The organism is Streptomyces sp. NBC_01341 (assembly GCF_035946055.1).
Classification (GTDB): Bacteria; Actinomycetota; Actinomycetes; order Streptomycetales; family Streptomycetaceae; genus Streptomyces.
Genome location: NZ_CP108364.1, coordinates 1,393,810 through 1,414,611, shown reverse-complemented (window position 1 = coordinate 1,414,611; position 20,802 = coordinate 1,393,810). Strand labels below are relative to the sequence as shown.

Below are 20,802 nucleotides of genomic sequence, written 5' to 3'. Positions count from 1 at the left end.
CTTGGGAGTCAGGCAACATGACCCAGCAGTCAGTGGAACCCAGGACGAGCGCGGAGGACGCGGGCCCCGGCACGCGTGTCCCCGCCGGACGGTCCTGGCTCGACCGGTACTTCCACATATCCGAACGCGGATCGACCGTCGCACGCGAAGTGCGCGGCGGCGTCACGACCTTCATGGCCATGGCGTACATCCTCCTGCTCAACCCCCTCATCCTCGGCGGCAAGGACGTCGACGGCCGGCTGCTCGGGCAGTCGGGACTGATCACCGCGACCGCGTTCGCGGCCGCGGCCACCACCCTGCTGATGGGCTTCGTCGGCAAGGTGCCCCTCGCCCTCGCCGCCGGACTGAGCGTCTCGGGGGTCCTCGCCTCGCAGGTCGCACCGGTCATGACCTGGCCGCAGGCCATGGGCATGTGCGTCGTCTACGGGGTGGTGATCTGCCTCCTGGTCGTCACCGGCCTCCGCGAGATGATCATGAATGCCATCCCCCTCGCGCTGAAGCACGGCATCACCATCGGAATCGGCCTCTTCATCGCCCTCATCGGCCTCTTCAAGGCCGGCTTCGTGCACCAGGGCACCGCGACCCCGCTGTCCCTCGGTCCCGCCGGTGAACTCGCCGGCTGGCCGGTCCTCGTCTTCGCCGCGACCCTCCTGCTGATCTTCATGCTGCAGGCGCGCAACGTCCCCGGCGCCATCCTGATCGGCATCGTCGTCGGCACCCTGGCGGCGGTCGTCGTCAACGCCGTCGGCGACATCGACCCGAAGGCGTGGAGCAGCGGCCCTCCCGAGCTGAGCGGCAGCGCGGTCTCCTCACCCGACTTCTCGCTCTTCGGGAACGTCGAGTTCGGCGGCTGGGGCGACGTCGGCGTGATGACGGTCGGCATGATCGTGTTCACTCTCGTCCTGGCCGGCTTCTTCGACGCGATGGCCACCATCATCGGCGTCGGCACGGAGGCCAACCTCGCGGACGACAAGGGCCGGATGCCGGGCCTGTCCAAGGCGCTGTTCATCGACGGCGCGGGCGGTGCGATCGGCGGCGTCGCCGGAGGCTCCGGCCAGACCGTGTTCGTCGAGTCGGCGACCGGGGTCGGGGAGGGGGCCCGCACCGGGCTCGCCTCCGTCGTCACCGGGCTCTTCTTCGCCGCCTGCCTCTTCTTCACCCCGCTCACGGCGATCGTGCCGGCCGAGGTGGCCTCCGCCGCCCTGGTCGTCATCGGCGCCATGATGATGCAGAACGCCCGGCACGTGGACTGGGCGGACCGCTCGGTCGCCGTACCGGTCTTCCTCACCGTCGTCCTGATGCCGTTCACGTACACCATCACCACCGGCGTCGCCGCGGGCGTCATCTCGTACTCGGCCATCAAGCTCGCCCAGGGCAGGGCGCGCGAGGTCGGCGCGTTCATGTGGGTCCTGACCCTCGTCTTCGTCGTCTACTTCGCCCTGCACCCCATCGAGAGCCGGCTGGGCGTCAACTGACGTCCCCGCCCTCCGCACCTCAGCACGCAGAAGGAGACACGCCATGCTGGACATCGCCGAAGAGCTCCACCGGTGGGTCGGGCAGGGACGCGCCTTCGCCGTGGCCACCGTGGTGGCCGTCGGCGGCAGCGCGCCCCGGCAGCCGGGAGCCGCCCTCGCCGTGGACAGCGACGGCACGGCCATCGGATCGGTCTCCGGAGGATGTGTGGAGGGCGCTGTGTACGAGCTGTGCCGGCAGGCCCTCGCGGACGGCACCACCGTCCGTGAGAGCTTCGGCTACAGCGACGACGACGCCTTCGCGGTCGGCCTGACCTGCGGCGGCGTCATCGACGTCCTGGTGACACCGGTGCGCGCGGACGACCCCGCGCGCCCGGTGTTCGCCGCCGCCCTCGCCGCCGCCGCGACGGGCCGGGCGGCCGCGGTCGTCCGGGTCACCGAGGGGCCCGACGGCCTGCTCGGCAGGCCCCTGCTCGTCCACCCCGACGGCACCCACGAGGGCGGTCTCGGAGGCCACCCCGACCTGGACCGCACCGCGGCCGCGGAGGCCCGCGCGATGCTCGACGGCGGCCGTACCGGACAGATCTCCGTCGGTGCCGAGGGCTCCCGCTGCGGCAGCCCCCTGACGCTGCTCGTCGAATCGAGCGTCCCCCCGCCCCGGATGATCGTCTTCGGGGCCATCGACTTCGCCGCGGCCCTGGTGCGGGCCGGCCGTTTCCTCGGCTACCACGTCACCGTCTGCGACGCCCGGCCCGTCTTCGCCACGGCGGCACGTTTCCCGGACGCCGACGAGATCGTCGTCGACTGGCCGCACCGCTACCTCGCCGCCACCCGCGTGGACGCGCGGACGGTGCTCTGCGTGCTCACGCACGACGCCAAGTTCGACATCCCGCTGCTGGAACTGGCGTTGCGGCTCCCGGTCGCCTACGTCGGCGCGATGGGCTCGCGCCGCACCCACCTGGAGCGCAACGAACGGCTGCGCGGAGCCGGCGTCACCGATCGTCAACTGGCCGCGCTCCACTCGCCGATCGGGCTCGACCTCGGAGCGCGTACGCCGGAGGAGACCGCACTCTCCATCGCCGCCGAGATCGTCGCCGACCGGCGCGGCGGCAGCGGACTGCCCCTGAAGGGCGCGCACACCCCGATCCACCACGAGGACGGACGGCCGCTCGTCCGGGTGGCCTGATCGCGTCAGCGAGCAGCTGGTCACCGCGGGGCGGGTTGCCGCCACGGCGGTTTCACGCCAGGGGCGAAGCCGTCCGCAGTCCCGGATTTACCGGTAGATCAGCTGCATGACATTTTCCCTCTCCTCCGTTCCCGGTCGGGCGAGACCCGCTCGCGCGGGACGCAGGGCTCTGCTCATGGCGACCTCGGTCGTGCTTCTGAGCGGGGCCGTGCTCCCGGCGGCGGGCTCCGCCACCGCCGCTCCCCAGCCGTCGACCGCCGGGGCCCGCCACGGCTCCGAGGTCCGCGATCACGACGTCACCCTGATCACCGGCGACGTCGTCCACTTCGCGGACGGCGCGGGAAATCAGGACACCGTCACCGTGGACCGCCCCGACGGCGCGCGGGGCGGCGTACACGTGCAACAGGCCGGGAAGGACATCTACGTCATCCCCGACGAGGCGAGCTCCCTCCTCGCGGCCGGCAAGCTGGACCGCAGGTTGTTCAACGTCTCGGCTCTCATCGCGATGGGGTACGACGACCAGCACTCGGCCGGCATCCCGCTGATCGCCACCTACCCGCCGGACAAGGCACGTTCGCTGCCCGCGGCCCCGGACGGCAGCAGCACGGTCCGCCGGCTCGACTCGATCGACGGCGCGGCGCTGAAGGCCGACAAGGACGAGGCCCGGGCCTTCTGGAGCGACATCTCCCGCACGGAGAAGAGTCGTTCGCTGGACAGCGGGATAGCCAGGCTGTGGCTCGACGGCAAAGTCGAGGCCACGCTCAAGGACTCCGTGCCCCAGGTCAACGCCCCTCAGGCCTGGGCGGCCGGCTTCGACGGCAAAGGCACGACCGTCGCCGTGCTGGACACCGGCATCGACGCGGACCACCCCGACGTGAAGGACCGCGTCAGGCGGTCCAGGAGCTTCGTCCCGGGCGAGGAGGTCGACGACCGGAACGGCCACGGCACCCATGTCGCCTCCACCATCGCCGGCTCGGGCGCGGCGTCGGACGGGGTCAACGAGGGTGTCGCCCCCGGCGCCGACCTGATCGTCGGCAAGGTCCTCGACGACCAGGGGTCCGGCGCGGACTCCGGCATCATCGAGGCCATGGAGTGGGCGGAGGCCGAAGGAGCCGACGTCGTCTCGATGAGCCTCGGCTCCAGCACCCCCGACGACGGCAGCGACCCGATGTCGCAGGCGGTGGACGCGCTGTCGGCCGACGGAGGACCGCTGTTCGTGATCGCCGCCGGCAACGCCTACGGCGCGGGCACGATCGGTTCGCCCGGCTCGGCCGCGGAGGCGCTCACCGTCGCCGCGGTCGACAAGAGCGACGAGCGCGCGGCCTTCTCCTCGATGGGACCGCTCGTCCGCTCGTACGGTCTGAAGCCCGACCTGTCCGCCCCCGGCGTCGACATCAACGCCGCGGCCTCGCAGTCGGTCCCGGGCATCGAGGGCATGTACCAGCAGATGTCCGGCACGTCGATGGCCACTCCGCATGTGGCGGGCGCGGCGGCCATCCTGAAACAGCGTCACCCCGAGTGGTCCGGCCGGCGCATCAAGGACGCGCTGATGAGCTCCTCGAAGGAGCTGCCCGGCTACACACCGTACGAGCAGGGCACCGGCCGGCTGGACGTGAAGGCGGCCGTCGACACCACGATCGAGGCCACCGGCTCCGTCGAGGTCGCCGCCTACTCCTGGCCGCACAGCGCGTCCGACCCGGTGGCCGAGCGCACCCTCACCTACCGCAACACGGGTGACGAGGACGTCACGCTCGACCTGTCCACCGGTACGGACGGCGAGGCGTACACCCTGTCGGCGCGGAAGCTGACCGTTCCGGCCGGATCCACCGCCGAGGCCGTCCTCTCGATCGACCCGTCGAAGGTCGCGAACGACACCCGGTTCTCGGGCCAGGTCGTGGCCAAGGACGCGTCCGGCGCGACGCTGGCCCACACCGGTTTCGCCGTGTACAAGGAACAGGAGCTCCACGACCTGACCCTCCGGCTGCGGGACCGCTCCGGCGCGCCGATGGACGGCACCGTCGTCTTCGCCGCGCTCGGCGACACGCAGCTCGGCCTGGTCCAGGTCTCCGGCGAGACCACGCTGCGGCTGCCTCCGGGCAACTACACCGCGTGGACGTCCGCGGACATCGACGGTGACCGGGCCGACTCCAAGGCCGTGGCGTTCCTCGCCGCCCCCGAGACGATACTGAACAAGGCCACGACGGTCACCCTCGACGCCTCGAAGGCCCGCAAGGTCAGCGTGCGCACCCCGAAGGAGACCGAGACCCGGCAGCTGCGCTACGACATGGCCCGCACCTCTCCCGAGGGCGTGGTCCAGCGTGACGCCTACCAGATCCCGCTGACCTACGACCAGCTGTGGGCAGCCCCCACGAAGAAGGTCACCCAGGGCGGCTTCAGCTTCCTGACGCGCTGGCGTCAGGGCGAGAAGCTGATCGACCTGACGGCCGACGGCCACGACGTCCCGGTCACCGTGCAGGGCGGATCGGCCGTCGCCGAGGACACCGTGCAGAGACTGACGGCCGTCTTCGCCGGCGACGGCGCCGCGGCGGACTACGAGGGCCGCAGCGTCAAGGGCAGGGCGGTCGTGATCACGCGCAGCGACGCCGTCCCGCCCGCCGAGCGGCTGGCGAACGCCCTCGCCGCCGGTGCGAAGGCCCTCTTCGTCGTCAACGACGGCCGCGGGGTCACGATGGAGTCCTACGCCCCGTACGGCGAGCGGACCACCATCCCGGTCGCCTCGGTGCAGCGCCTCGCCGGCGCCACGCTGATCAAGGCGGCACAGCGAGGCAAGCAGGTCACCCTGGACCAGAAGAAGTACGCGGACTACCTGTACGACCTGGTCGACCGGCACGACGGCACCATCCCGGACCGCTCGCTGGCCTTCGCGCCCTCGGCCCGGCAACTCGCCACGGTGGAGAACACCTTCTACGGCCACAAGGCGACGCTCGGCGGCGGCTACCGCTACGACATCCCGGACTACGGCCCGGGGCTCGGCTTCGAGGAGTACGAGAAGTTCCCGGGCACCCGCACCGAGTGGGTCAACCCGCTGCCGGGCGCGTCCTTCTGGTACGAGAACCACTCCGTGCTGAACGCCGACGCGAGCGACACCGCCCAGGAGATGCGCAGCGCCGAGCTCGACTACACGGCGGGCCGCACCTACCGCGACGAGTGGTTCGCCCCGGTGGTCGGGCCCCGGCTCGGCACCGCCTACTGGGGGCCGTTCCGTACCGCCTACAACGACGTGCAGTTCAACATCACGCCGTGGACCGACTCGGGCGAGGGCCACTCCGGTTCGATGCCCGCGGACGAGTACGACACCACGTCGTACGCCTTCTACCAGGGCGAGAAGCTGATCAAGAAGGGTGCGGGCAGGGCGGGCAACGCCTGGGACCTGCCGGCCGAGAAGCTTCCGTACCGGCTCGTCATCGACTCGGCCCGGGACGACGTCACGTGGAAGACGTCGACACGGACGCACACGGAGTGGAACTTCCTGTCCGGCGCCCTGCCGGAGGGCACCGAACAGGCCGACATTCCGCTGCTGCAGCTCGACTACGACGTGGACACCGACCTCGCGGGTGACGTCAGGGCCGGCACGTGGGTAAAGGTCGGACTGGAGTCCGGCACCCAGGCGTGGCTGGACGGCGCGGTCAAGGCGACCGGCGCCGCACTGTCCGTCAGCTACGACGAGGGCGGGAACTGGAACGCGGTGGAGCTGCGCAGGAGTTCCTCGGGGGAGTGGACCGCCAAGCTGCGGACGCCCGCGAAGGGCGCGTCCTCGGTGTCGCTCAAGGTCCGTGCGACGGGTCCCGCCGGCCTGACCGTCGAGCAGGAGATCATCAAGGCCTTCGGCCTGAAGTGACCCGCCCTGCGGACTGACCGAGGGGGTTGTGCGTCCCGGCACGGGATGCGCAACCCCCTCGCTGCCGTGATCACTCAGCGGCCGAAGCGCGCCAGACAGTGCCACACCTTCTTCAGGTCCTGCGGGTCGTACAGATTCCGGCGGGCGGCCTCGCCGATCATCCGCGGGTCGAGGAAGCCGTCGACCGCGAGCGACGCGCCCAGTTCGACGTACTCCTGGCCCCGGTATTCCGGATGACGCCCCAACTCTACGGCGGAGAGCCGGAATCCGCCGTGCCACTCCACCGGGAACGGCAGCCGGGACGCGGCCTCCTCCACCGCCGTGCCTCTGAAGCACGGATCGAGGACCACAGCCTCCACATGACGGTCGAGCCGGACCGGGCCGTGCACATGTGCCTCGACGTAGTCGTCGAGGGCGTCCCTGTCGTCCGTCTCGGCGAGCGAGACGAGCCTGCTCCCGGTCGCCGCCACGCCGAAGTCGGACGGTTCGGCGGCGCTGTCCGGGTAGCAGTACGTGGACCGCGCCAGCGCCGGGGCGGTCAGTCTGAAGTGAGCGGAACCGAACCGTGGGGCCGCACCGAAGGCATGGCGCCGGAAGTTCAGCGCACCGTAGACGGGGCGCTCGTGAGCGTGCGCGCGGTCGTAGGCGCCACGGAAGATCCGGCTCTCCCAGTGCCACCGGTCACCGCCGGGACGGGCGGTGAGCCCGCCGTTGCTCGTGCCCGTCACGAACTGGGACAGGTAGAAGCCGTCGCCGGCGAGTCCGTCCAGGATTGTGCGGCCACCACTGACACGGTCCGGGTGGAAGTTCAGTGTCACCCGCAGGGAGGGGTCGAGAGGTGCTCCCCTCGACAGCGACGCCACGTGGTCGTGGGCGAGGGCAGGCGCGGGCGGATCGTCGACGCTCATCGGCACAGTCTGCCCCAACTCCGGCTCCGTCTGCCCGGACTCCGGGTCCGCCCGCGCGCAGCCCCTCCCCCCGGCGTCAGCTCCGACGGGCTGCCCGCGCCTTCGCCTTCCGCCGTGCGACGGTGTACGTGGACCAGTCGCCCCGGTGCCGGTCGCACCGGGACGCGTCCTTCATCGCCAGCCGTCGGCAGCGAGTGCCCTTCTGGGTGATTGCTCCGCATGCGGACTGCGTACGAGCCATGTGCGACCGCCCCCTGGTTTCCACCGGCCCGGTGCCGGCAGGGCCCAGAATTCCCGAGACCGGGCACCGGCGGAAGGCGCACCCGGGCCGTCCGGGTGCGCTCCGGAGCGCGGGGGGTGGGCCGGGGGTGCTGTCGGTGCGGGTGTCTTCGCCGGGTGCGCGGCGCCCGGCCGCAGGGAAGCTGGTGCCGGCACCGAGCCGTCCCGGCCCTCTCGTCTGGATCATGCGGGGGTCGCGTGCCCTGGTGGCCTGATCCAGCCTGATCCGAACGAACGACCCGAGGTCAGCGACCGGACTGCAGCGCCGCCCAGGTGTCTGGGCCCACGCTGCCGTCGGCGGTGAGACCGCGTGCGCTCTGGTAGGCGCGCACGGCCGTGTCCGTCGCGGTGCCGAAGGCCCCGTCGACGGCCACCGTTCTGCCCAGCGCCGCCGTCAGTGCCCGCTGCACCCGCTTCACGGCGTCACCTGAGCCGCCCTTGACCAGCGTCTCGGTGGTGCCGGCGGAGAGCAGCGCGGTCCAGGTCTTCGCGCCGACCACGCCGTCGGCGGAGAGGCCGCGCGCGGTCTGGAAGGCCCGGACGGCGCTCGTGGTGGCGGCCCCGAAGGCGCCGTCGACGGTTCCCGCCTCGTAACCCTGCTGGTTGAGCAGCGTCTGCACTGCCTTGACCTGGGCGCCGGTCGATCCCGCGGACTGCGTCGTGTAGGAGCCGAAGGTCAGGCCGTCGCTCCCGCTGCTGCTGCCGGACCCGCCGACCAGCTGCATGTAGTAGGTCCAGTTCCAGTTGGCGCCCGGGTCGGTGTGGTCGTTTCCGGGAGCCTCGCTGTGCCCGATGACGTGCGACCGGTCCTTGGGGATGCCGTACCGGTCGCAGAGGTACGCGGTCAGGGCGGCCGAGGAGCGGTACATCGGGTCGGTGAACCACGACGCGTCGTCGATGAAGCCCTCGTGCTCGATGCCGAGCGCCGAGGGATTGGCGGTCTTCGCGTGATAGGCGGTGTCCTTGTCGCGCACCATCTGGGTGATCTGCCCGTCCGAGGAGCGGACGACGTAATGGGAGCTGACCTTGGACGTCGCGTTCTGGAACCAGCTGATGGTTCCGGCGTACGAGCCCTGGGCGACGTGAATGACCACCTTGTCGATCGTCGCCGTACGGCCAGTGGCGTAGTTGGCGGAATTGGCGGCCACCCACAGGGCCGGGGAGTAGTCGGGGCTCTGTGCGGTGACGTCGGCCTTGGCCAGCGGGCCCTTCTCGGGCGCGACCGGGCGGGAGGTGACCGAGACGCGTTCGCCGCCCTGCACGGTGGTCCGCAGGCCCTCGGCGAGGAAAGTGTAGACGGTGTCCGCGTAGAGGGCGGCGATGGAACCGTCGGCGCCGCTGTAGCGGGCGACCGCCGGGTACCAGGCGTTGATGTCGGCCCGTTCCGACTTCTCCAGGCCCAGCGCGTCGGCGTGGTCCCGCAGCACGGCCGCGCCGCCCAGGATGTTGGTCCCGGTGTCCCGGCGCAGGTCGGCGGTGGACTCGCCCGTGAGCGCTGCGGCCTTTTCGAGGGAGTGGCTGACCGGGTTGCTGACGAGGTGCATCACCCCGTAGCCGTTGTCCTGGCTGGGGCGTCCGGAGTGTCCGTCGAGGTGGGTCTCGCCGTAGCCGACGGCGGCGAGCAGGTCGCGCGGTACGCCGTACGCCTCGGCGGCCCGTGTCAGGGCAGCGTTCATGGACATGCCCGCGGGGGCGGCGGTCGCCGGGTGGCCGGTGGCGAGGAGGACGGTGGCCGTGAATGGGGCCAGTACGGCTGCGCGTCCACGGGTGTGGCCGGCGGGACGTCGGGGCATACCTGCTCCTGGTTCGTGGGGGAGAGGGCGACCGCGGGCCGGGGTGGGGTGGGCCGGGGCCGTCGAGCCCGCACAGGCTATGCTTCTGGTCAGGGCATGACAACGACGCTGTTCGCGTGTCCAAAACCCCTTCACTCCAATGGAGTTGCCTGCCGGGAGCTGGCTTGCGGCGCTCTCGGGGGCCGGCCGCTCCTGCGGGCCGGCGCGTTCCGGGAAGGTGACGGCCCGGGAGCCTGCCCCCTGCTGGGCACGTGGTCCCTCGGCCCCGGATGCGGGTCAGCGTCGCCGCAGCCGTACCACCGGGATCTCGCGGTCGGTCTTCGCGCGGTACTCGGCGTACCGGGGGAAGACCTCCACCAGGTGCGGCCACACCCGTTCCTTCTCCCCGGGCGGGAGCGCCTCGGCGAGGGCCGGGAAACGCTCGGTGCCCACGCGGACGTCGACCGCGGGGTCGGCCAGCAGGTTCAGGTACCAGAGCGGGTGCCGGTCGGAGCCCCCGTTCGATCCGACGATCAGATAGTCGTCCCCGTCGCGCCCGTACATCAGGACCGTGCGTCGCAGGGTGCCACTGCGCCTGCCGACGTAGTCCAGCAGCAGGCAGGGCACGCCGAGCTGGGTGGTTCCCTTCGTCCCGCCCGAGGCCTCGTACAACTCGGCCTGCTTCGCGACCCAGTTGGCCGGGCTGACCTGTATCTCTCCGTCGCGCCGCTGCTGCGTCATGGCTTCGCCGTCCTCCGGTGCCGTCGTCCTGTCCGTACGTCCGTGCCCATGGTGTCACCCGTCCCCGCCGCGCGTCGGAATCGCACACCTGCCCGGCCTCCCTCCTCACGGGGGAACGGGGCGCGGAAATCCGGCCGCGAAGGCGTATAAAGGGTCCCTCCCGAGCAGCCGGCGTCCCCGATGGCCATCTCACCCACCACGCGGCCGGCGTCACCGCGTACCGAGAGCGGAGGAGCGTCCCCATGAGCACCTCGGAAGAGATCAGCGCCTTGCTCGTCACCAGGTTCGGAACCGATCCGCGGGACATCCGGCCCGAAGTGCCGCTCCGTCAGCTGCGCCTGGACTCCCTTGCCCTGGAGGAGCTCAGGCTGCTCATCGAGGACCGCATGGAGATCGACCTGGAGGACGTCGTCCTGTCCTCGCGCGACACGGTCGGCCATCTGGTCGCGGCCGTCACCGGCAAGGCCGGCGCGTGACGGGGCGGGGGCCGTTCGCGCGGCGGCCCGCCCGGCCGGGTATCCAGCCCTTCAGCGCGGCGGTCACCGGCGTCGGCCTGGTCACCGCCGCCGGAGTGGGAGCCGAAGCGGCCTGGCGAGGTGTGTGCGACACCGCGCTCGCCCCGTCGGTGCCGCACCTCCCCGAACTCGCGGGACTTCCCTGCGACTTCATGTACACCGTGAGCGGCCTGGACATGAAGGCGGTCCTGGGCGTCGCGGCGCAGAGGCTGATGGACCGGTTCTCACAGCTCGCCGTCATCGCGGCCCGCGAGGCGGTCGCCGACGCGGGCCTCGACCCCTCGGTCTGGGACAGCGGCAGAGTGGCCGTCGTCATCGGTTCCGCCCACGGCGGACTGCCGTTCTACGACGAGCAGCACACCCTCCTCACCGAGCGCGGAGCACGGCGGGTCTCGCCGAAGCTCGCGCCGCTCAGTGTCGTCAACGGCGCCGCCAGCAGTGTCGCCATGGACCTGGGCGTGCACGGGCCGAGCCAGGCGGTCTCCACCGCCTGCTCGTCGGGGACGGTGGCCATCGGCACCGCGCACCAGATGCTCCGCACCGGTGCCTGCGACATCGTCGTCGCGGGCGGCGCCGAATCGGTCCTGTCCCGCCTGCTGATCGCCAGCGCCTGCCAGATGCGTGCCGTCTCCACCCGCCGCGACGACCCGCAGGCCGCCTGCCGCCCCTTCGACTCGCACCGCGACGGGTTCGTCGTCGGCGAGGGCGCAGGCCTCCTCGTCATGGAGCACCCCGAGCACGCCCGGGCCCGCGGTGCCACGGTCCGCGCCCGGGTCGCCGGCTACGGGGCGTCCAGCGACGCCCACTCCGCCGTCGCGCCCGATCCCGACGGGCTCGGCATCGAGCGGGCACTGCGCACCGCACTGGCCGACGCGGACATCGACGCCCCGGACGTGGGACACGTCAACGCCCACGGGACCTCGACCGTCGCCAACGACATCATCGAGACGACGATGCTCCGCCGCGTCCTCGGCGAGGGCCCTCTCGTCACATCGACGAAGGCCATGACCGGGCACACCCTGGGCGCCGCCGGAGGCATCGAGACGGCGCTCACCGTCCTCGCGCTGCAGCACCAGATCGTCCCGCCGACCGCGAACCTCGACGCCCCGGACCCCGCGATCCCCGTCGAGGTGGTGAGCAAGGAGGCCAGGCACGCCTCGTTCGAGTGCGCGGTCAAGACGTCGCTCGGCTTCGGCGGACACAACGCGGCACTCGTGCTCACCAGGGCCTGACAGAAGACGAGGACACCATGCCCGAGGAGATCATCCGGTCCCTGACCGTGGACGGAGTGCGCTTCGCCTACCGGGTCATGCCCCGCGACCCGGCCGGGGGCGCACGGCCGGGCACCGAGCCGGTCCTCGTCATCGGAGGCGCGCTCCAGGGCATGTTCGGGTGGCCGCAGATGGACGACCATCTGGGCCCGCTGGCCGACGTGGTGACCGCCGACCTGCCGGGCATGGGCACGGCGGACCCCCTGCCGCCCGGCCCCAGCGCCCCGGTCCTGCGCGCCGCGGTCGGCGCGATCGTCGACGACCTGGGGGCGTCGCGGATCAACCTCTTCGGCTTCTCCTACGGCGCCGCCCTCGCCTTCGGATACGCACAGCACGATCCGGGGCGTGTCGCCCGGCTCGTCCTCGGAGGAGTGCCCGTGCACATCGGTGATGAGCGCCGGAACTACTGGCACCGTGCCACGGCGGCACTGGCGGAGGGTGACGCGGAAGGCTTCGCGGCGCTGGCCGCCGACGGCCTGATGTGCCTGGACCCGGAACGTCCCGTGCACCGCAGGGAGCTGGCACGGCGTTACGTCCGCAGGTCGTTCCTGCACGCACTCGCCCACTCCGGGCACGCCGCCGACTCGCTGCGGCGGGCGCTGGGCGACCGGCCGGACTTCTCCGGCGGGCTCTCGGGCGTACCGGCCCTGGTCTTCGCGGGGGAGCACGACACGGTCACCTCGCCCGGACTGCAGCGGGAGTTCGCCGCCACGATCGAGGGCAGCCGCTTCCTCACCCTGCCGGAGTCCGACCACTGGGTCGTGCTGGAGCGGTCCGACGAGGTCGCCGCCCTGGTGACCCGCTTCTTCACCGACCGGCCGCTCGAACACGCCGCGGCCCTTCTCCCGCACCAGCACGGGGCGCCGGCCGCCGCGGAACCCTCCCCCGCGTGAAGCCCGGCCGGGAGACCGGGCCGGGTGGCGGCCCCGTGGGGCCGCCACCCGGGGGCGTCAGTGCCGGTGCCCGTGGCCCTTCACGTCGATCCGCACGATCTGCGGGTCGTGGTCGCTCGCCTGGTCGGCGAACTCCGCGTTGATGTGCACCACGTCGTAGTCGAAGCGACGCACCGCGGGGCTGGTCAGGATGTGGTCCAGCGTCTGCGAGTTGCCGTCGTACACGTAGCTGTACTGCTCGCCCACGGGCAGCGTCGTGATGAGCGGCTTGAGCACCTTGCCGCTGGTCAGCGCCTTCATGGTGGGGGAGAACGCGAAGTCGTTCAGGTCGCCCAGGGCGACCACCCGGGCCGACTTGTCCGCCTCCAGCAGCGAGGTGACGAAGGTGTTGACCTCCGCCGCCTGCCGTACGCGCTGCGTCTCGGAGCTGCGTGCCGGCTCCTGGTAGCGGCCGTGCAGGGACTGGTCGCCGCCCTTGGACGCGAAGTGGTTCGCGATGACGAAGACCGGCTCACCGCGGAAGCGGAACTCGCCCACCAGCGGCTTGCGGCTGCTGTCCCAGGCCGTGCTCGTGGGGTTGATCCGGCCGGGAGAGACGGAGAGGGTGGCGCCCTTCCTGGTCCTGACCGCCGCCACCGCGGTGGTGGCGTCACCGCCCGGGCGGTCCACGAAGTCGACCCGTCCGGGGTTGAAGAGGAAGACGTTACGGATGTTGCCGCCGGGCTCACCGCCGTCCTTGCCGTCCTGCGGGGCCACATAGCGCCAGGAGTAGCGCGGGCCGCCCGCCGCGACGATCGCGTCCGTGAACCGCTTCAGAGTTGCCTCGGAGCCCACGGTGCCGTCGTCGACCGCCCCGTTGTCGTCCTGGATCTCCTCCAGCGACACGACGTCGGGGCCCGCGAGACCGGCGGCCACACCCCGGGCGAGCGTGTCGAACTTGTCCTGCGCGTCGCCCGCGTCCAGGTTCTCCACGTTGTACGTGGCGACGGCCAGCTCCTTGCGTTTCTGCTTGCGCGTCACCTCGCGCTTCAGGCCGTTGTCCTTCAGCGCGCCGAGCTCGGTGGCCTGGACGTTGTAGCCGCCGAAGGAGGCATAGTCGACGACGCCCGTGGTGCTGCCGGTCAGCACGTCGCCCACGTCGGCGACCGGGACGGGCCGCGCCGCGTCCAGCGACATCACCTTGAGGCGGCCGGTGTTCTGGTCCTCGTAGGAGGCGTAGAGCGTGCCGCCGCGCCGCGTGGGGTTCTCCCCCGGCTTCACCGTCACCCACACCTCGGCGTACGCGGTCGTCGCCCCCGTCACCCGGGTGTCCGCCATCGTGACGCGGGCGCCCTCGAGCGACTCGTAGAGGTCCAGGGCGTATGCCGACGGGTCCAGGGCCAGCGCCTCGATCGACCCGCCGCCGGCCGTGGGCACGTACGCGTCCGGTACCGAGGAGGCGCCGAGCACGACCGCGTCGGGCAGCACGTTGCCTGAGGAGAGGACCGTGACGAGCGGGGCGGTGATCTGGGTCAGTGACTGCGCGCCGGTGGCCGGGTAGTACTCGGCCACCTTGCCGCTGACCAGGACCGAGTCGCCGACGGCGACCGCCGGTGCCGCGGAACCGGTGTAGACGAACACGCCCTCGCTCGTGCGCGGGTCGGCGTCCGGCGCGGTGTCCTGGATCCAGAAGCCGCGCGATCCGGTGGTCCGCACGCCCGTGACGACGCCGGGGACACCGGTCACCGGCTGTCCCGCGAGCGGGGAGAGGCGGGTCGTGCCCTGGATGTCGTGCACCCGTACGGTGCCCGGCTCGGTCGGTCCGCCGGGCTCGCCGGGGCCCGTGCCGCCGGAGGTCTCGCCGGCCGCGTTGACCGGAGTCGGGGCGCCCGCGGTCAGGTCGGCGGCGTTGTCGTCCGTGTCCGCCAGGGCCGTGCCACGTGCCACGGAGGCTGTGGCGGAGGCACCCGCCGCCGGGCCGCTGCCCTCGCGGACGACAGCGGAGCCGTAGCCCACGAGGTCGACGATTCGGGTGTCGGCGGCGCATTCCGCCGGGGTCTTGCAGGTCAGCGGCGTGGTGCCGGAGACGAGCGCGACAGTGCCGCTCGCCGCGGACATCGCGACGCTGCCGGTCGCGTCGGGGGCCGGCAGGGCCACCGTGCCACCGGTGCCCGCCGCCTGGGCCACGAGGTAGCGGCCGCCGGGCGCGACGGTGCCGGACAGCGCGGAGACCTGCCACAGCGATCCGGCGGAGGGGGTCCCCGGCAGGTACTGGACGCTGAAGCCCGACAGGGCGAAGGCGCTCCCGCCGGCGTTGGCCAGCTCGATGTAGTCGCGGGTGAGCGTCGCACCGGAGTTGCCTCCGCCGCCGTACACCTCCGCGATGACGGCCGACGACGACGGTGCCGCGAAGGCGGCGGGCAGCGCGGTCACCGAAAGGGTCACGGCGACGGCGGTGGCCAGCAGGGCGGAGCCGGGTCTGACTATGTGCACGGGAACTGCCCCCAAATGTGTGGTGAGGGGCCAAAAGCTATGCGCGTAGACCGGTCGTGGCAAGAGACCCGAGGTTAATTCCGGACGTCATCGCCCGCCTTTCGGACGGGATTTCGGTCTCGGTCGGTGCCCGTCACTGCGTCGCGGCGGCGTCAGGGGACCCTTGACGCCACCGGCGTCTCCGCAGGTCCGCGCCTCCCGGTCAACGGCTCTCCGGGGCGCGGGCCGGGTAGACGGACAGGGAGAACGAGTGTCCGGCCGGGTCGGTGTAGACGCGGACGTCGCGCGGGCCGCTGTTGCTGTCGCCCGTGTCCACGGGCCGGGCTCCGAGTCCTATCGCCTCGCGCTCGGCCTCGTCCATGTCCCCCGCGTCCACCAGAATGCGCAGATGGGCCTGCTGGGAGTCCTCCGGGCGCGGCCAACTCGGCGGCGCGTAGCCGTGGTCGCGGCGTACGGCCAGGTGGACCCCGGTGTTGCCGACGATCTCGACGAAGTCGGGATCGCTGCCGATGCGCGTCTCCGCTTCGAGGAGGGACGCATAGAAGTCCGCGAGCTCCAACGGCTCGGCGCAGTCCAGGACCAGAACACTCGTTTTCCCGACAGTCATGCTCCATCGGTACCCCCGATGAGGCGTCACACGCCGGGTGTGCGTCACAACGTACCTGCTGGGTAGTCGAGTTGCTGAGCGCGAAGCGGAGAGGGTTCGTGGGGCGTCCCTGATCGTCTTCGCGATTTCAACCCATCGACTTCACCATATCTTCACTGGCAGCATGAAGGGATGACCCGTATAGCCAAGGGCGCCAACACCCCCGTGCCTGCCGCGCCGCTCCGTGTGGCTGTCTGCCGCCGCCACATCTCCGGCGGCCCCGTGGTGGATGCGTCCGTCCTGCTGCTCGACGAGGACGGAAAGGTCCGTGGCGACCGGGACCTGGTCTTCTACAACCAGCCGGTCCATCCGTCGGGCACCGTCCGGCACATGGGCACGGTGGAGGGCGACGGGCGGATCGCCGAGTGGCTGGAGATCGACCTCCCGCGGATCGAGCCCGCGGTGCGGCGTCTGGTGGTGGCGGGTTCCTGCGAGGGCGGTGTCTTCGGGCAGGTGGCGGACCTCGCCCTGCAGGGCATGACGCCGGACGGGGCGACGGTGGTGTCCTGCTCGGTCACGGAAGCGGCCACGGAGACGGCCTTCGTCCTGGGGGAGTTCTACCGGCGTGACGGCGGATGGAGGTTCCGCGCCGTGGGCCAGGGCTACGCCTCCGGACTCGCCGGTCTCGCCACAAACTTCGGGATCACCGTGGAGGAGGGCACCCCCGCGCAGCCCCCGGCGCCGGTTCCGCAGCCCCCGGCTCCGCGGCCCCCGGTGCCGCACGCCCCGTCCGCATCGGCCCGGCCCACGGCCCCGCGCCCACCGCAGACCCCGGTCCCGTTCGCCTTCGGTCCGGAGTTCGCTCCCGTCGTACGCCGGGGCAGGGGCGGCGACGTCGTCACCGTCCACGAGCCCATCGGGCGCGGACCGGTCGTGGTCGAGGCGTGGCACGAGGGCGACGGCTACTTCGCGACCCACACGCTCGACGCGCGCAACCGGGAGGACGAGCTCCTCTTCGACACGACCGTCCCGGGTTTCCGGGGGCGGGTACTCATCCACCACACGGCTGAGCACGCGCTGCGTCTGCGCGTCGAGGCCGACGACGCCTGGACCCTGGTCGTCCAGCCGGTCTCCGCCGCCCGGCACCTCACCGACGGAGTCCAGGGCAACGGTCCCGAGGTGCTGGTGTACCACGGGACCGCCGCCGACGTGGACGCGGCGCACTTCGGCGACGAGGACGACGGCGGCTCCTTCGCCGTCCGGTGCGTCGTACCCGCCCGGAACCCCGGACCCGACATCGGGGACCCGCTCATCAACGGGATCGGCACGGTGCGCCGCACCGTGCCGATCCCGGACGGCCCCCTGCTGCTGCGTGTCGAGGCGGACGGCCCCTGGTCCCTCGGCGTCCGGCCCCTGCCCGTACCCGACCCGGCCGCACAGGCGGCGGGCGTCCACACCGGCCGTGGCCGGGGCAGCGTCACGCTCTCCAATCCCGCCCCCGGCCGGCCCGCCCTCCTCGACTACGCCATCGACAGCGACGGATCGGTGTTCGGTCACACGGTCCGGATCATCGACGAGTACGGCGACGGCGAGCAGCTCCTGCGCGGCAGCCAGGACGGCGCACGTGGCAGGACCCTGCTGTTCCGCAACGGCGAGAGCGAGGTGGTCCTCGGGATCGAGGACGCCGTCGACTGGCGGCTGAGCCTGCTCCCCGTCGAGACGGCCCCCGCGCTCACCGGTCCCGTGCAGGGCACCGGCAGCGAGGTGTTCCGCTACGCGGGGCCGCCCGCGCTGCTCGGGCTGCGAAGACTCACCGGCGACGAGGACCGGCTGGCCATCCGCACGGTGCAGGCGCACGGCAGGACCGTCGTGTGCGCGGACACCGGCGGCCGCCGCCGCCCCGCCGTCGGGCCCCTGTGGGTGTCGGGCGCGGGTCACTGCTACCTCCTGGTCAACGCCCCGGACCACACCGGCTGGCACATCGAGCCGACGCCCCTTCAGGAGGCCCCCGCGTTCGGCCGCTCGGTGTCCGGCCACGGGTACGGCGTCGTCCACCACTCCGGGCCGGAGACCGACGTCATCCTCCGCCACGAACCCTGCGGAGGGCTCGACGTGCTCGTCGTCTGGGCACTCGACGAGCGGCTCGAACCCGTGCGCAGGGTGAGCATCGGCGGCGGCCTCCAGCGGATGCCCACCGGTTACCTCCAGATCAGGACCATGGGCCGCTGGACGTTCGAGGAACGCGGCTGACAGAAGCACGCGGCCCCGTGCCACGGCGCGCCCGGGGCCGTGATGGGCGTACCGCGGCCTAGGGTGCGGACCATGGCAGCGAGCGCGGGGGACCGGGACACAGCCACTTCCGGGCCCGGGGCCTCCGACCCCCGCCGCTGGCGCGCCCTCGCGGTCTGCCTGGTGGCGGGCTTCATGACGCTCCTGGACGTGTCCATCGTCAACGTGGCGCTGCCGTCCATCAAGGAGGGGCTCGACACCCCGGAGTCCGACCTCCAGTGGGTGCTGTCCGGCTACGCGCTCGCCTTCGGGCTGGTCCTCATCCCCGGTGGGCGACTGGGTGACGCCCGGGGCCGCCGCGCCGTGTTCATGGCAGGGCTGACCCTCTTCACCCTGGCGTCGGCAGCATGCGGCGCCGCCCAGTCCAGCCTCTGGCTCGTCGTCGCACGGCTGCTCCAGGGAGCGGCGGGCGGACTCCTCTCGCCGCAGATCTCCGCGCTGATCCAGCAGATGTTCTCCGGACGCGAGCGGGGCCGCGCCTTCGGGATGTTCGGGACCGTCGTCGGCATCTCCACAGCCGTCGGCCCCCTCCTCGGCGGGCTCCTGATCCAGACGGCGGGGGCCCAGGAAGGCTGGCGGTGGGTGTTCTACGTCAATCTGCCGATCGGCGCCGTCTGCCTCGTGCTGGCCCGGCGGCTGCTCCCCGACACGCCGTCCGCCACCCGGGTTCGGCCCCGCGACCTGGACCCCGTCGGCGTACTGCTGCTCGGCAGCGGAGTCCTCGTCCTGCTGCTGCCCTTCGTCCAGGCCCAGCAGTGGCCGGGCGACGACAAGTGGCTGCTCGTGCCGGTGGCCATCGTCCTGCTCACCGCGTTCGTCGCCTGGGAGTCCCGCTGCGCCGGACGCGGGGTCCAGCCGGTCCTGGACCTGGCGCTGTTCCGGCTGCGGTCCTTCTGGCTCGGCTGCCTGATGATCCTTCTGTACTTCGCGGGATTCACCTCGATCTTCTTCATCAGCACGCTCTACCTCCAGTCCGGGCTGCGCTACAGCGCACTCGAGGCCGGCCTCGCGATCACCCCGTTCGCCCTCGGCGCCGGCGGTTCCGCGAGCATCGGCGGACGGCTGGTGGGCCGCTTCGGGCGGCCCCTCATCGTCGTGGGGCTCACGATGGTCGCGGCCGGACTCGGCCTCACCGCGCTGGCCGCACACCTCGTCCCGGGCCGGGGCGCCGGGCTCGCCATGGCCGCACCGCTGCTGCTCGCGGGCCTGGGCAGCGGACTCGTCATCGCCCCCAACCAGACCCTCACCCTCTCCAGGGTTCCGGTGCACAACGCCGGCAGTGCGGGCGGAACCCTCCAGACCAGTCAGCGCGTCGGATCGGCCATCGGCATCGCCGCCGTCGGCTCGGTCTTCTTCGCACGGCTGGGCCCGGGCAACTGGGCGTCGGCGTACGACCACGGGCTCCTCGTCTCGGTCGCCTTCGTCCTCGCGGCCCTGGTCGTGGCGCTGGCCGACGTGGGAGCGGGCAGGCGGGAGAAGAAGCGCGCAGCGGAGTCCCACGCCACCGACCAGCTGAGGAGCAGACGATGAACGACACGAGCGCCGGGGAGAAGGACGGGAACACCGCGTACGGCCACAAGCCGTTCAAGCGTTCCCGCAGCCACTTCGCCGACCGGATCACCGCCGACGGCCGGGACGGCTGGCCCGTCGAGGCCGGGCGCTACCGGCTCGTCGTCAGCCGGGCCTGCCCCTGGGCCAGCCGTGCACTGGTCTCGCGGCGCCTGCTCGGCCTGGAGCCCGTCCTCTCACTGGCCGTCACGGACCCCATCCAGGACGACCGCAGCTGGCGCTTCACCCTCGACGAGGGAGGCAGGGACCCCGTGCTCGGACACCGCTACCTGAGCGAGGCCTACGACGCGCGGGAACAGGGCTACCCCGGCGGGGTCAGCGTGCCCGCGATCGTCGACGTGCCTACCAAGTCCCTGGTCACCAACGACTTCCAGCAGATCACGCTGGACCTGGCCACCGAATGGACCGAGCTGCACCGGCCCGGGGCACCCGACCTCTACCCGGAGCCGCTGCGCGACGAGATCGACACGGTGATGGAGGGCATCTACCGGGACGTCAACAACGGCGTCTACCGCACCGGATTCGCCAGTGGGCAGGACGAGTACGAGGCCGCCTTCACCGGGCTCTTCCGGCGCCTCGACCTGGTCTCGGAGCGGCTCACGGACCGGCGCTACCTCGTCGGCGACACCATCACCGAGGCGGACATCCGGCTCTTCACCACGCTGGTGCGCTTCGACCCCGTGTACCACGGCCACTTCAAGTGCAACCGCGCGAAACTGTCCGAGGACCCCGTCCTGTGGGCGTACGTACGCGACCTCTACCAGACCCCCGGCTTCGGCGACACCGTCGACTTCGACCACATCAAGCGGCACTACTACCAGGTGCACACCGGCATCAACCCGACCGGCATCGTGCCGCTGGGACCGGACCTGTCGGGCTGGCTGACACCGCACCACCGGGAGCAGCTGGGCGGCCGGCCGTTCGGCGACGGGACCCCGCCCGGGACGGTGCCGGCCGGCGAGGAGGTCCCCGCCGCCGGGCGCCCCTGAC

The 20,802-nt window shown here is 72.1% G+C and carries 14 protein-coding genes; 9 read left to right on the top strand and 5 right to left on the bottom strand.

Annotation, left to right across the window (positions count from 1 at the left end; genetic code table 11):
• The first annotated feature begins 17 nt into the window (after window positions 1-17).
• The 3 genes from OG206_RS06295 (at window position 18) to OG206_RS06285 (ending at window position 6,517) form a co-directional block, all read left to right on the top strand.
• Window positions 18-1,475, top strand: coding sequence for an NCS2 family permease (locus OG206_RS06295; protein WP_327113077.1), 1,458 nt, complete (start codon window positions 18-20; stop codon window positions 1,473-1,475).
• A 43-nt stretch (window positions 1,476-1,518) separates the two neighbouring features.
• Window positions 1,519-2,658 carry an XdhC/CoxI family protein gene (locus tag OG206_RS06290; RefSeq protein WP_327113075.1) on the top strand — a complete coding sequence of 380 codons (1,140 nt, stop codon included), beginning with the start codon at window positions 1,519-1,521 and terminating at the stop codon, window positions 2,656-2,658.
• Window positions 2,659-2,833: 175 nt separating this feature from the next.
• The gene (locus OG206_RS06285) at window positions 2,834-6,517 is read left to right on the top strand and encodes a S8 family serine peptidase (RefSeq protein ID WP_327113073.1); all 3,684 of its coding nucleotides are present in this window, start codon (window positions 2,834-2,836) and stop codon (window positions 6,515-6,517) included.
• A gap of 74 nt (window positions 6,518-6,591) precedes the next feature.
• On the opposite strand, the gene OG206_RS06280 is transcribed toward OG206_RS06285, so the two are convergent.
• From OG206_RS06280 to OG206_RS06270, 3 genes are all read right to left on the bottom strand, one after another.
• On the bottom strand, window positions 6,592-7,425 hold the full coding sequence (locus OG206_RS06280; RefSeq protein WP_327113071.1) for a DUF3626 domain-containing protein: 834 nt from the start codon (window positions 7,423-7,425) through the stop codon (window positions 6,592-6,594).
• Window positions 7,426-7,949: 524 nt separating this feature from the next.
• The gene (locus OG206_RS06275; protein WP_327113069.1) at window positions 7,950-9,497 is read right to left on the bottom strand and encodes a peptidoglycan recognition protein family protein; all 1,548 of its coding nucleotides are present in this window, start codon (window positions 9,495-9,497) and stop codon (window positions 7,950-7,952) included.
• 276 nt (window positions 9,498-9,773) lie between these two features.
• Complete coding sequence (locus OG206_RS06270) at window positions 9,774-10,217, bottom strand: nitroreductase family deazaflavin-dependent oxidoreductase (RefSeq protein WP_327113067.1); 444 nt, start codon at window positions 10,215-10,217, stop codon at window positions 9,774-9,776.
• Between the two features lie 242 nt (window positions 10,218-10,459).
• Between OG206_RS06270 and OG206_RS06265 the strand changes: the two genes are divergently transcribed.
• Genes OG206_RS06265 through OG206_RS06255 form a run of 3 tightly spaced genes read left to right on the top strand, consistent with a single transcriptional unit; the run spans window position 10,460 to window position 12,896 of the window.
• The gene (locus tag OG206_RS06265) at window positions 10,460-10,693 is read left to right on the top strand and encodes an acyl carrier protein (RefSeq protein ID WP_327113065.1); all 234 of its coding nucleotides are present in this window, start codon (window positions 10,460-10,462) and stop codon (window positions 10,691-10,693) included.
• Window positions 10,690-11,964 (top strand): beta-ketoacyl-[acyl-carrier-protein] synthase family protein, encoded by a 1,275-nt coding sequence (locus OG206_RS06260; RefSeq protein WP_327113063.1) that lies wholly within the window; start codon window positions 10,690-10,692, stop codon window positions 11,962-11,964. Before OG206_RS06265 ends, OG206_RS06260 begins: the two co-directional genes overlap by 4 nt.
• 17 nt (window positions 11,965-11,981) lie before the next feature.
• Window positions 11,982-12,896: an alpha/beta fold hydrolase gene (locus OG206_RS06255; protein WP_327113061.1), complete on the top strand. Its 915-nt coding sequence runs from the start codon at window positions 11,982-11,984 to the stop codon at window positions 12,894-12,896.
• Window positions 12,897-12,953: 57 nt separating this feature from the next.
• On the opposite strand, the gene OG206_RS06250 is transcribed toward OG206_RS06255, so the two are convergent.
• Both OG206_RS06250 and OG206_RS06245 read right to left on the bottom strand, forming a co-directional pair.
• The gene (locus OG206_RS06250; protein WP_327113059.1) at window positions 12,954-15,368 is read right to left on the bottom strand and encodes an endonuclease/exonuclease/phosphatase family protein; all 2,415 of its coding nucleotides are present in this window, start codon (window positions 15,366-15,368) and stop codon (window positions 12,954-12,956) included.
• Between the two features lie 202 nt (window positions 15,369-15,570).
• Window positions 15,571-15,975, bottom strand: coding sequence for a VOC family protein (locus OG206_RS06245; protein WP_327113057.1), 405 nt, complete (start codon window positions 15,973-15,975; stop codon window positions 15,571-15,573).
• A gap of 171 nt (window positions 15,976-16,146) precedes the next feature.
• Here OG206_RS06245 and OG206_RS06240 point away from each other — a divergent pair, with 171 nt between their 5' ends.
• The 3 genes from OG206_RS06240 to OG206_RS06230 all read left to right on the top strand — a co-directional run bounded on the left by OG206_RS06240 (window position 16,147) and on the right by OG206_RS06230 (window position 20,801).
• On the top strand, window positions 16,147-18,204 hold the full coding sequence (locus OG206_RS06240) for a TerD family protein (protein WP_327113055.1): 2,058 nt from the start codon (window positions 16,147-16,149) through the stop codon (window positions 18,202-18,204).
• A gap of 72 nt (window positions 18,205-18,276) precedes the next feature.
• Complete coding sequence (locus tag OG206_RS06235; RefSeq protein WP_327113053.1) at window positions 18,277-19,773, top strand: MFS transporter; 1,497 nt, start codon at window positions 18,277-18,279, stop codon at window positions 19,771-19,773.
• On the top strand, window positions 19,770-20,801 hold the full coding sequence (locus OG206_RS06230; RefSeq protein ID WP_327113051.1) for a glutathione S-transferase family protein: 1,032 nt from the start codon (window positions 19,770-19,772) through the stop codon (window positions 20,799-20,801). Before OG206_RS06235 ends, OG206_RS06230 begins: the two co-directional genes overlap by 4 nt.
• Window position 20,802 lies beyond the last annotated feature (1 nt).